General features: G+C 69.5%; 9 protein-coding genes, 1 tRNA gene and 1 pseudogene. 3 read left to right on the top strand and 8 right to left on the bottom strand.

The genetic code is table 11. The features are described from left to right. Positions 1–25 precede the first annotated feature (25 nt). The 5 genes from AB0H21_RS06270 to AB0H21_RS06250 are packed head-to-tail and all read right to left on the bottom strand — an operon-like array spanning position 26 to position 7,427. Positions 26–1,288 carry a hypothetical protein gene (locus tag AB0H21_RS06270; protein WP_358512552.1) on the bottom strand — a complete coding sequence of 421 codons (1,263 nt, stop codon included), beginning with the start codon at positions 1,286–1,288 and terminating at the stop codon, positions 26–28. After that, complete coding sequence (locus tag AB0H21_RS06265) at positions 1,285–2,583, bottom strand: ATP-grasp domain-containing protein (RefSeq protein ID WP_358512549.1); 1,299 nt, start codon at positions 2,581–2,583, stop codon at positions 1,285–1,287. The genes AB0H21_RS06270 and AB0H21_RS06265 overlap by 4 nt, the downstream gene beginning before the upstream one ends. Then, positions 2,580–3,284 (bottom strand): serine O-acetyltransferase EpsC, encoded by a 705-nt coding sequence (gene epsC / locus AB0H21_RS06260; protein WP_358512546.1) that lies wholly within the window; start codon positions 3,282–3,284, stop codon positions 2,580–2,582. Before epsC ends, AB0H21_RS06265 begins: the two co-directional genes overlap by 4 nt. Then, entirely contained in the window at positions 3,284–3,508 is a 225-nt protein-coding gene (locus tag AB0H21_RS06255) for a tautomerase family protein (protein ID WP_358512543.1), read from the bottom strand. The genes epsC and AB0H21_RS06255 overlap by 1 nt, the downstream gene beginning before the upstream one ends. A 46-nt stretch (positions 3,509–3,554) precedes the next feature. Continuing rightward, positions 3,555–7,427, bottom strand: a complete 3,873-nt coding sequence (locus AB0H21_RS06250; protein WP_358512540.1) for an amino acid adenylation domain-containing protein — start codon at positions 7,425–7,427, stop codon at positions 3,555–3,557. Between the two features lie 493 nt (positions 7,428–7,920). Here AB0H21_RS06250 and AB0H21_RS06245 point away from each other — a divergent pair. Further along, positions 7,921–8,083 (top strand): annotated as a pseudogene (locus AB0H21_RS06245) (winged helix-turn-helix domain-containing protein); the annotation flags it as partial. Positions 8,084–8,324: 241 nt separating this feature from the next. Here AB0H21_RS06245 and AB0H21_RS06240 read toward each other — a convergent pair. Beyond that, a tRNA-Lys gene (locus tag AB0H21_RS06240) sits at positions 8,325–8,401 on the bottom strand. Between the two features lie 239 nt (positions 8,402–8,640). Here AB0H21_RS06240 and AB0H21_RS06235 point away from each other — a divergent pair. Further along, positions 8,641–8,787 carry a hypothetical protein gene (locus tag AB0H21_RS06235; RefSeq protein ID WP_358512537.1) on the top strand — a complete coding sequence of 49 codons (147 nt, stop codon included), beginning with the start codon at positions 8,641–8,643 and terminating at the stop codon, positions 8,785–8,787. A gap of 33 nt (positions 8,788–8,820) precedes the next feature. Here the strand turns inward: AB0H21_RS06235 and pdhA are convergent, their stop codons facing one another. Then, positions 8,821–9,918: a pyruvate dehydrogenase (acetyl-transferring) E1 component subunit alpha gene (gene pdhA / locus AB0H21_RS06230; RefSeq protein WP_358512534.1), complete on the bottom strand. Its 1,098-nt coding sequence runs from the start codon at positions 9,916–9,918 to the stop codon at positions 8,821–8,823. A gap of 188 nt (positions 9,919–10,106) precedes the next feature. Continuing rightward, positions 10,107–10,871: a nuclease-related domain-containing protein gene (locus tag AB0H21_RS06225; protein ID WP_358512531.1), complete on the bottom strand. Its 765-nt coding sequence runs from the start codon at positions 10,869–10,871 to the stop codon at positions 10,107–10,109. A gap of 227 nt (positions 10,872–11,098) precedes the next feature. On the opposite strand from AB0H21_RS06225, the gene AB0H21_RS06220 reads away from it, so the two are divergent. Beyond that, positions 11,099–11,731, top strand: a complete 633-nt coding sequence (locus AB0H21_RS06220; RefSeq protein WP_358512528.1) for a TetR/AcrR family transcriptional regulator — start codon at positions 11,099–11,101, stop codon at positions 11,729–11,731. Positions 11,732–11,769: the final 38 nt, after the last annotated feature.

Below are 11,769 nucleotides of genomic sequence, written 5' to 3'. Positions count from 1 at the left end.
TAACGCACTTGCGTCGAGGGGCGCCTCACGACGGGACCGCCACGACCCGCACCTGCTCCTCCAGCCGCGCGCCGAGCGAGCGCAGCCTGCGCTCGCACTCCGCGCGCGTCGGGGCCGAGGCGATGACGACGGTGAGGAAGTCGGCGGATCCCGCGGCGGGCGGCACCACCTGGCCCGTCCGGGCGTAGAGGTAGAAGTGCTCCACCCAGGGCTCCTGCGGGGCGTCGGGCAGCGAGTGGATCAGCCCTGGCCGCTTCATCATCAGCACCTGACCGGCCATGCGTGCCGGCTTCGGCCGCCGCCCGGAACGCACGACCTGCTCCACCTCGGGCAACGGCAGGCCGAGCTGGGCCCGGATGGAGCTCTCCGCGAGGTTGACCCCGAACAGGGTGTGGAACACCTCGCGGATCTTCCCGCCGCCGGACCGGCAGGCGATCTCGCACAGCACCAGCCGGTCGTCGGGGGTGTGGAAGATCTCCGCGTGGAAGGCGTGGTCGCGCAGGTGGCCGCCGGGCGACCGCAACCCCGCGAGCGTCCGCTCGGTGAGCTCCAGCAGGCGCTCGGTGAGCGGGTCGTCGGGGTCGAGCGCCAGGTCGACCCGGGAGCCGGGGTCGGTGCCGAACGAGGCCAGCTCGTACTGGTACTGGGAGGGCCAGGCCAGCACGGTCTCGCCGTTCACCACCAGTCCGTCGACGTGGCACATGCGGCCGGGGATGTACGCCTCCAGCAGCAGGTCTTCGCGCGGTGCGCCGTACGCCTCGGCGAGGAAGGCCGTCAGCGCGTCCTGGTCACGCAGGATGCGCAGGCCGATGGAGTTGAAGCTGGTCCTGTTCTTGAACACCAGGGGGAATCCGTGTACCTCGGCGAAGGCCAGCACGTCCGCCGCGGTGTGCGGGACGGTGTGCGGCGCGACCTCCACGCCGGCCCGTACGGCGTGTTCCTTCATCAGGGCCTTGTCACGGAACGGCAGCACGTCGGCGGTCCGGGGTCCGGGCAGCCCGAGTCGCTCGCGCAGGGTTGCCACGCGCAGCACGTCCGCCTCGTGTTCGCCGATCAGGTGCGTGGTGCCGTACTCGGCGGCGAGCTGTACGACCCGCTCGGCCACCTGGTCGTCGTCGTCGAAGGTCTCCAGGTGCGTGTAGCCGAGGTTCCCGACCGGCACCTGCTCGCCGAACGGCTCGAACCTGTCGCGGGCGGCGAGGATCACCACCGGGCCCTCGTAGTCGCGCAGCCAGCGGTGGTAGGGGAACGGCTCCAGCGGGCTCCGGTGCACGATGATGACGCTCATGCCCGCACCCCCGCCGGTGATCCGACCTCGGCCACGTTCGCGAGCCAGACGCGCCCGTCCTCGCCGGCCACCCAGATCCGGATGGTCTCGTCGATGACCTCCGCGCCGCGCCGGATCGCCGCGGTCGTGTCCGGGCCGGTCGCCGCGACCAGGCCGAGCCGGTCCCAGTTGTCGCGTATCGAGTGCACGGTGTCGCCTGGTTTGGCGGTGATGCGCACGTCCAGCACGCCGTCCTGCGCGGCGGCGTCGCCGACGCCCTCGACCGACTCGACCCGTCCCGGCTCGCTCACCAGGAACCGCACGCTCGCCCCGGCATGCGCCTCGGGCCGGTCGGGCAGCTCGGCGACCAGCCCGAACGGCCAGCCCAGCGCGTACAGGCTCAGGTCGATGCCGTAGGCGCCGCGCACCAGCTCCGGGATCGCGTCACCGGCGATGCGGTTGTGGCTTTCGATGATCACCGGGCCGCGCGGGCCGATGCGCACCTCGGTGTGCGAGACGCCGTCCCTGAGCCCGATCAGGTCCAGGAAGCGGCCCACGCTCGCGCGGATCTGGTCCTGCGCCGGCTCCTCCAGCCGGGCGGGCAAGGCGTGGCCCAGCTCCGCGAAGCGCTCGGCGTGCACGAACTTCTCGGTGATCGCCACGACGACGTGGCGGCCCGCGAAGCTGAACGCCTCGACGCTGAACTCCGGTCCCTCGACGTACTCCTCCATGAGGAAGTCCTGCAGGAGGTACATCGTGGAGATGCGGTCGGTCCGGGTACCGCGCAGGCCCTCCACCGTGGCCCAGACCTGCTCGGCGTCCTCGGGCCCGCCGACCCGGTAGACGCCGATGCTGGCGGTCGCGTCGGTCGGCTTGACGATGAACGGGTAGCCATGGGCGGCTCCGAAGGAGTCCAGGTCCTCGCGCCGCAGGAGCGGCGCGGCGGCCACCGCGGACGGGTCGAGCTCGGCGAGGTGGCGGCGCATGGCCAGTTTGTCGCGCAGTCTCCTGGTGACCTCGTAGCCGGTTCCGCCCAGCCCGAACAGGTCGTTGACCCGTCCCGCGTTCTCCAGCCCGGGCTCGGTGATGGAGACCGCGACGCGGAACCCCGGCTCCTCCCACAGCTCCCTGGCGACCGGCTCGACGGCCGCCCAGTCGGTGTAGTCCACGACGCGCAGGACGTCGGCGAGCTCCTCCTGCTCAGGGCTGACCTTGGTGGGGTGCTGGAGCAACAGGATGGTCAGGCCGAGCTCCTTGGCCTTGCGTACGGTCTCATCGGTGGCGCCGACTATCAGGACCGTGTTATCCGGATTCATCGATCCATTCCTTTCGTCGGGTGGTCGGACAGGTGGGCTCGGGCGGGAAACCGATCTCCGTCCCGTGACGGCCGGCGCCGCGTCAGACCGGCCAGGGGACCTTCCACGGGCGACGCGGTCCTGCGGCGGGGTGACACGGCCCCCTGGGGGGCGACGGCGCGCGCGCCGGCGGGGATGTCCCCGAGGACGAGCGCCCGCGCCCCGACGATGGCGTCGTCTCCGACGTGCACCGGCCCGAGGACGGTCGCCCCGACGCCCAGCACCACGCGGGCGCCGATCACCGGGTGCCGCCGTTCCCCCTGCGCACGCCGGTTGTCGCGCCACCAGCCGACCGCCCCCAGGGTCACCTGGTGGTAGATGGTCACGTCGTCGCCCACGACGGCGGTCTCCCCGATCACCACGGCCGCGCCGTGATCGACGAACACCCTGCGCCCGAGCACCGCGCCGGGGTGGATCTCCACCCCGGTGACCCCGCGCGCGAGGAGCATCAGCAACCGGGCCGGCAGCCGCCGGCCGCCCCGGTGGAGCAGGTGGGCGACCCTGTGCAGCCACATCGCCGGCAGCACAGGGTGCAGCAACGCCTCCAGCCGGCTGCGGACGGACGGATCACGCTCGGCGATCGTCCGCAGGTCCTCCGCCAGGAGCCGCAGCAGCCCCGGCGGTCGTTCTCCGCGCGGTACCAGCGCTTGTCCGTCGGTCATCAGTAGTTCGGCGTCTTACGCAGCAGGTGCCTGCGTCCGACGATCTCCGGCTCGTAGACCCGCCCGTTCCACTCTTCTTCGGCGACGGGTTCGAGGGCGATCGATATGACGCCCTCGTCGCATCCGAGGGCGTTCCGTACGGCTCCGCTGACCTCGGCGACCAGGGCGGACTCCTGTTCCTCGGTCAGCGGCTGCGGAAAGTACTTGATATTCACATGCGGCATGTTCGGCTCCTCGGTATCCGCCCCCGCGCGGATTGTCGATGACACTTCACGCGCCGAGCGCGCGACGGGCGGTTCGCAGCAACTCCTGCAGGCCCGGTTCCTTGAGAGTGCTGTAGTGATCGGCTTCGAGATGGACGACGGCGGGCGGCTTCGAGAAATATCCGCCGCCGTCCTCGATGAACGACGGTTCGTCGCCCTGGGCTTTCAGTATCGTGATCGGAGCTTTGAGCCGCGGCCCCTCCGGATCCCCGAGGTGATATTTCATCTGATAGGTCCCGCGCACCGTGCGGACGATTCTTCGCACCAGATCCGGGTCGAGCCCCGGGAAGTTCGCGACCACGAACGACACGAAACCGTCCTCGTCCTCGACGTCCTTCAGACAGTCGTCGAGCAGCGGCACGTCGATGCCGCCGGCGAAGACCGAGAAGAGGATCGTCAGGTACTTCCGGTTGGCGTAGACGGGCGCGTCGTCACCGCCGGGGTCGTCGCCCGCGCGGACCCGCGGCGACCCGGGGGCGATGAGCAGCAGACCCTCGACCTCCTCGCCCATCTGCTCAAGCTGGCAGGCCGCCTCGAAGGCGACGCGCGCGCCGAAGGAGTATCCCCAGAGCATGTACGGGCCCTCCGGCTGGAGCCGCCGCATGGCCCTGATGTCTTCCGCGGCCATCTCCTGGACGGTGGAATACGGAGGCTCATTCTCATTGATCCCGTAAGCCTGCACACCGTAGAAAGGCCGGTCGACGCCTATCTTCTCCGCCAGCGGCCTCAGATTCATGGCATAACCGCCGAGACCGGGCCAACAATAGACGGGATTCTTCGATCCTGCGGTGTTCAGCCCGACCAGACGCGAGGAAGGCTCTCTGGCGTCGGCGTCCACCTCGATCAGGAGTTTCTCCACGGTCGGTGACCGGAACACCACCTGCATCGGAAGCGAGCACCGGAACTCCTCGTTGATTCCGCTGACGAGCGCCATCGCGATCAGCGAGTTTCCCCCGGACACGAAGAAGTCGTCCCGCACCGAGACCTTTTCCCGCTTCAGCACCTTCCGCCATACGCGGGCGATCCGCTCCTCGTCCTTCGTCCGGGGAGCGACGAAAGGCTGGTCGTCGGATACCGCGTCGGCCAGGTCGAGCGCCTCCAGCGCCTTCGAGTCGATCTTCCCGCTCGCCGTGCGCGGCAGGCGGTCGAGGATCACGACCCTGTTCGGCAGCATGTAGTCCGGCAGGAAACCGATCAGATCATCTCTGATCATCTCCGTCGGGCCGCTCATGTGGACGGCGTCCTCATTCATCCCCGTGCTCAGCAGCTGCTCGTCACTGACACGGCCGCCGACGGCGAAGTAGAACGGGCCCGGTTCCGCGCCGCAGGCGCGCAGGATGCTCTTCATCCGCCGCGCCGACGGCAGGTCGTCGCCGGTCCTGGAGCTGTAGCCGGAGGACATGAACCCGAGGCCCAGGTCGTTCATCTGCAGGCGGTGGAGCTTCCTGCCGAGGTCGACGTAGCCGAGCCAGTGCGGACCAGCTCTCCCGACCAGCGCGACCCCGAAGCCGGACCGCTGGTAGACCTTCTGGTTGATGGCCACGACGTGCTTTCGCAGGATCATGTCGCCTGAGATCCTGAGCAGATCGCCGGCCGTGTACCGGTAGAGCCCTTCGGCGAGCCCGGTCACCTTTCCGGGGTGGGCCTGCACGTAGACGTCGAGCGAGTCATCGGGCCTCGGCCCGGCATACGGCACCGCCTCGAACGTGCCGAGATACTCGTCCTCGTCCGCGCACTCCAGATGATCCTTGGTCTCGGGCGCGTAGCCGAGGGCCCTGATGTCGAGACCGTGTTCAGGGAGGATCTCCTCGAACAGGCCGACCATGTGGCCGGCCTCCATTTCGAGGACCTCCCGGACGTTCTTCTTGTAGATCGGCTCGATCGCCCGTCGCTTGCCCACGAAGTGGATCCTCAGCTGCGCGGACGGCTCCGCCGGCTTCTCCCGGATCAGGATCAGCTCATGCCGTACGGGGTGGTAGTAGTGATATCCGGGCCGCACGCCGTCGAGCCCGCTGACTTCGAGGTACATCTGCGTCGCGTAGAGGGACCCGGGAGAGGCGTAGCCGTACTTCGGCAGCAGCCGGTCCTCGCTGGAGAACTGCCCGAAATATCGAAGGATCTCCCCCAGCTCCGCGAAGCGCAGCGTGTCCAGGCCACGCGGACGCGCACCCGTGCCGCTCCTCCCCAGCAGCCGCACGATGTCGTCCTTGGTGACGTCGCCGCCCTCGAAGAAGCGGTAGGTCTTGCGGGCGAACACCCGCCTGCGCTGCTCGGGGGTCGGCGTCCTGCCGGGGAGGCCGGTCACCGTCTTGCCCCTGGTCTCCGCCTCGTCCCTGCACCCCCCGTCCGAGAGCTGCGCCATCACCTGGAGCCTGCTCTCCTTCGACAGGTGGTGGTTGCCGTGGTCGCCCTGGTCCATCAGGGCCGCTTCCTTGGGATTCAGCTCGACATAGGCGACGAGGTGCTGGAAGCCGGTGACGGAGTCGTCCTTGACGACGACCGCCGCGTTCCTGACCCAGTCGTGGCTCTCGATGCCGAGCCTGATCTCGTCCAGCTCGATCCGGAAACCCCGCAGCTTCACCTGGTTGTCGACGCGGCCGACGAACTGCACGGTGCCGTCGGCGTTCCAGTAGGCCAGGTCGCCGGTCCGGTAGAGCCTGGAGTACCCGTGATCCCCGTGGAACGGGTTGTCGACGAACCTCTCCGCTGTCAGGTCCGGCCGGTGCAGGTATCCCCGCGCGAGCTGGACGCCGCCGATGTACAGCTCGCCGACCTCGCCGGGGGCCACCGGCGAGCGATCGCCGTCGAGAACGTAGAACCGCGTGTCGTGCGCCGGCGTGCCTATCGAGATGGTATGGACGCCGTCCGCGACGGAGTCCCTGTCGACGGTGAAGCTGGAGGAGTTGATGGTGCACTCGGTCGGGCCGTAGAGGTTGACCAGCTCGCAGCCCGGCAACACGTCCAGGCAGCGCAGTGCGAGGGACCGCGAAAGGGCCTCCCCGCCGCTGAAGAGCTGGGTGAGCGACGTGCACTCCCCCAGCCGCTCGGTTTCCAGCAGCGCCTGCAGCAGGGTCGGGACGCACTGCAAGGTGGTCACGCCGTGGGCCACGACGGTGTCGACGAGCCGTTCGGGGTCGCGGTAGAGGCCGGGGCCTCCCATGACGACCGTGCTGCCGCACGCGGGTGCGAGGATCTCCCACTGCGCCGCGTCGAAGCTCATGGGGGTCTTCTGCAGGATGATCCGGTCCTGGTCGATTCCGTGGACGGTGTTCAGCCACCGCATCTGGTTGACGATCGCGCGGTGCTCGATCACCACCCCCTTCGGCCTGCCCGTGCTGCCGGAGGTGTAGACGACGTACGCCGCGTCGCCGGGGTGGATGCCGACATCGCTCTCCCAGGCCCCTTCCGGCGATGCGGCGGGCTCGAACGCGTCCGCCGCGTCCAGGACGACTATCTTCGTTCCCTGCGGCGCCAGCTCGGCCAGCCGTGCCACGAGGTCCCGCTGGGTCAGGATGATCCCGGTACGGGAGTCCTCGATGATGTAGCGCAGCCGCTCCTCGGGATACTCCGGGGAGAGCGGCAGGTAGGCGCCGCCGGAGCACAGGATCCCCCACACGCCCGTCATCAGCTCGATGGACGGCTCGACGAACACCCCGACGCAGTCGTCGGCGCCCACGCCGAGGCTCCGCAGGTGGGCGGCCAGGTCCGCGCCGCGCTCCGCGAGCTCGCGGTAGGTGAGCCGCTCGTCCCCGTAGACGCACGCCGTACGGCCGGGCTGTGACCGCACGTGCTCCCGTAGCAGTTCCGGCAGGCATTCGCCGCCGGAGGCCCGGCGTCGTGCCTCGTCGAACTCGACCAGGTTCTGTCTGTTCGGCGTCATCGGGCGCACGGCCTCGCCGCCCGCCGCGATGACGTCCTGCGTACCTGATGTGTATTGTCAAGGCTCATATGGCCTCCTCGTTCGGCCGTGGCCCACACCACGGTTCACCGGGACGCCGGTACACGCCCGGCCCTCTGCGGGGAGATCGGCGGCTCGTCGGGAGAGCAACCGATGACACGTGGCGTCCGGCGTCCCCGATGCCGGGCCGTTCACGAATGACCTGAAGGTCCGAGAACTCCGCATGTCGGGTCGAACAGGCCCCCGCCGCCTCATCCTCGCGTGTCCGGTTCAGCACGCAACTTCCAGAGTGTGAACATGCTGATCATCGTGGACGGGTCCGGCTGGGAGCATCTTCCTAAGTGCGGAGATGCGACCGCTTTTTCCGGGGAACCCCGAGGAGCCGCCGCGCCTGAGGAACGCCGGGTCGAACAGCACGGGCAGGGTGGCCGGCGTCGCCCCCCACCCGGGAAGCGACCGGCGGCGGAGCGTCGGCGGGGCGGTGGTCTCCGCCAGGACACTGCTGGAGAAGGTGTGGGACGAGCAACATCGACCCGTTCACCAACACCGTGAGGACGGCGATGATGAAACCCCGACGCGAGATCGGCGAGCCGGCGGTCATCGAGACCGTCACCGGGGCCGGGTACCGCATCCCATGAAGAACAACGTGCGGCTAGGGCTTCACCGAGGACCGCCCCCGCTGCGTCATTTGGTTCGTCCTGTCCCCACGCGACCTGGACAGTGCAAGCGGGAGCCTGCTGTGTGAGGTCTCCTACGTCGCCTTCGTCGACTCCTACGCCGGTGGCGACCGCAAAGCCGGCAACGACCCCGCACAGGCCGGGAAATGACTGTGGGCACCCTCCCCGATAGGGAGAATGCCCAGGTCATCGGTGTTACCCGTGGTGCGCCGCCAGGGACTCGAACCCCGGACCCGCTGATTAAGAGTCAGCTGCTCTAACCAACTGAGCTAGCGGCGCTGGAAGCAGGACAACATTAGCGCACCCTGTGGGCGTCATCGTACGCATCGGGCGGGTCAGGCTAGAACATCGTTCGGGTCGAGGACGGGAGTGCCGATGGCGTCATGGTTCAGCTCGCCCGCCGAGGCCAGGGAGCGGCTCGCCGGGGTGGGCTACCTCGCCGGGGACAGCGTCGCGAGGAGGACGTAAGGCCCCGCCGTGAGGCGCGGCTGGTCGATATCGAGGCCGGGGACACCCTCGTGGCAGCCAGCCTCTCGGGCCCCGCCGCCTGCTTGGCGGGGCGCCTCGCCGGCGCTCTGCCGGCCGGTCCCGGACGCCAGGCGTGGTTCTCCTGCATCGAACGCCGCGACCCGAGCCAGCTCGCGGCGTTCATCGAGGACCCGTGAGGGACCGCCCGGCGGCCGCGGCCGTCAACGGAATCACTCCGAAGAGTCACCGAACCCGTCCAGATACGCGGCGTACTGGAGGCGTTCCTCCTCGACGAGGCGGTGGTGGTCGACGTAGACGTGGTCGAACATGGCCATCGGGTCCGGATCGGGCATCCCCAGGCAGCGCTTGCGGACGTCCCGGCCGAGGTCGTCGGCCTCGGCGTCGATCTCGTGGAAGAACTGCTCGCCGGCGAGGTCGCCGGCCATGAGGTACGCCCTGACCCGGGCGAGGGGGTCGCGCGACCTCCAGGTCTCCAGTTCCTCGCCCAGGCGGTAGCGGGTCGGGTCGTCGGAGGTGGTGTGGGCGCCCATGCGGTAGGTGTACGCCTCGATGAGCATGGGGCCGGCGCCGGAGCGGGCGGCGGCGAGGGCCTTGCGCGTCACGGCGAGGCAGGCGAACACGTCGTTGCCGTCCACCCGGACGCCGGGGAAGCCGAAACCGTCCGCGCGGCGGTGCAGCGGGATGCGCGACTGCCGTTCCATCGGCGCGGAGATCGCCCACTGGTTGTTCTGGCAGAAGAACACCACCGGCGCGTTGAACGCCCCCGCCCACACGAACGCCTCGTTCACGTCGCCCTGCGAGGTGGCGCCGTCCCCGAGGTAGGCGAGGACGGCCGCCTCGGCGCCGTCGCGCTGGATGCCCATCGCGTACCCCACACCGTGCAGGGTCTGGCTGCCGATGACGATCGTGTACAGGTGGAAGTTGTGCTCGGCGGGGTCCCAGCCGCCGTGGTTGACACCGCGGAACATGCCGAGCAGGTCCACCGGGTCGACGCCGCGGCACCAGGCCACGCCGTGCTCGCGGTAGGTGGGGAAGGCCATGTCGGCGTCGGTGAGTGCCCGTCCCGAGCCGATCTGGGCGGCCTCCTGGCCGAGACAGGAGGCCCAGAGGCCGAGCTGCCCCTGGCGTTGCAGGGCGACCGCCTCCTGGTCGAAGCGGCGGACGAGCACGAGGTCGCGGTAGAGGGACGTGACCTCCGCCGCGGTGAGGGTCAGCTCGTAGTCCGGGTGGTCGCGCAGCGTCCCGTCCGGGGCCAGCAGCTGGACGTACTCGGAATCGGCCTGGGTGCCCGGCCTCGTCGGCTCCATATGCGTGTGCCTGCCTTTCAGTCATCCGATCCCCGGCGTGTTGCGCCGCGGAACGGGACCGAGCGAGGCACGGCGCGGATAGAAGAACGGCGATCAGGTCGCCGGAGCACAAATATAGCCAGCCTCGGTGAGGGCGCGCTGGAGACACCCCTCGCCGCGCGGGCGGCGCGGCGAGGGTCACACGCGGGTCAGAGCATGCGGCGCAGGATGCGCGCGGCGGTACGGGCCAGGACCTCGACCTGCTCGTCGGTCAGCTCGGCGTGCGCGTCCCCGAGGATCCACTTGGACGCCCTGCGCGGCAGGAACAACGTGAGTCCCTCGGCGCTGACCGCGGGGCCGTTCACGCGGCCTCCGTGGACGACGAGCAGCGGCGAGATCTCGATGGGGATGCCCGTCTCCTTCGACAACAGGCCGGCCATGGAGGCGGCGGCCTCGACGAGCGGCTTGGACACCGTGACCCCGGACCGTTCGCCGAAGAACAGCTTGCCGCCGTACGCAGCGATGTGGGTGTCGGGGGGCCATGCCTCGTTGTCCAGGATCCAGATGCCGCCCGGACCGATGACGAGGTGGTCGATGGACGCCTTGCCCGGCACGGCGCGCCCGTCGAGCACGCGGTATCCGTGCTTGGTCAGCCCGCGGCGCAGGAGCTTGCCGGTGCGGACGGCGCCGCTGCGCTTGCCGCGCCAGACGGCGGTGGCCTCGAACATGCGCCAGGAGATGAAGGCGTCGACGCCCCACACTCCCGCGCCGCCGAGGATGCCGATGAGGAAGGGGACCGGGAAGGACCGGTAGAACGCGAGCGCGGTGATGAGGACGAAACCGGCTCCGGCCATGATGTTACGCCTGCGGCGGCGTTCTGACCTGGTCTCGCGCCAGCGGAGCTCGAACATCACCGATGGCGAGCCCCACTTGAACTTGTCGTCCGGCGGCACGTAGATGGACCCATTAGGCACCTGAAACCCCCACGATTTCGGGCTCAGTCGGATTACGTTTGGTGGATACCCAACCCGGGGCTCCAACCTGTCAAAAGGTTATGTAAGTACGCCACCGGCGACACAGCGGGGACGTACCGAATGTCCGCCAGGAGGCATTACCGGACACTCGGGGAGACCAACGTCACAGCCAACCGACCGACCAGTCGGTACGCTGAGGGGGATCGACATTCAGGGAGGACTGCGAGATGAACGGCTCGGCGGCGGGAACGCCCCGGGAGAAGGACGAGCCCGTGCGCCGGCGGCTGCTCGGGGCGGCGACGCGGCTGTTCGCCGACAAGGGGTTCGAGGGCACGTCGGTGCAGGAGATCGTGGCGGCCGCCGGGGTCACCAAGGGCGCGATGTACCACTATTTCGGTTCCAAGGATGACCTGCTGCGCGAGATCTACGCCCGCGTGTTGCGCATGCAGACCGAACGCCTCGACCGGTTCGCGGACGCGCCCGGGCCGGTCGCCACGCGCGTGTACGACGCCGCCGTGGACGTCATCGCGACCACCATCGAGAACCTCGACGACTCCAAGATCTTCTTCAGGTCGATGCACCAGCTCACGCCCGAGACCCAGCAGGCCGTACGAGCCGAGCGCCGCCGCTACCACGAGCGGTTCCGCGACCTCGTGGCCGAGGGGCAGCGCACGAAGGTCTTCCGCGACGACGTGCCCGCCGACCTGGTGGTCGACTTCTTCTTCGGCTCCGTCCACCACCTCGGGCTGTGGTACCACACCGAGGGGCCGCTGTCGGGGGTGGAGATCGGGCGCCACTTCGCCGGGCTGCTGCTCACCTCGCTGCGCCCCGGCGACGACCCCGGGCCGGCGTCGGGCTGACCCGGGATCTGCGCACCACGTCATGGACCTGGCCTCGG

Source organism: Sphaerisporangium sp. NPDC051011 (assembly GCF_040653595.1).
GTDB lineage: Bacteria > Actinomycetota > Actinomycetes > Streptosporangiales > Streptosporangiaceae > Sphaerisporangium.
This window is presented reverse-complemented; position numbering and strand designations above follow the sequence as displayed.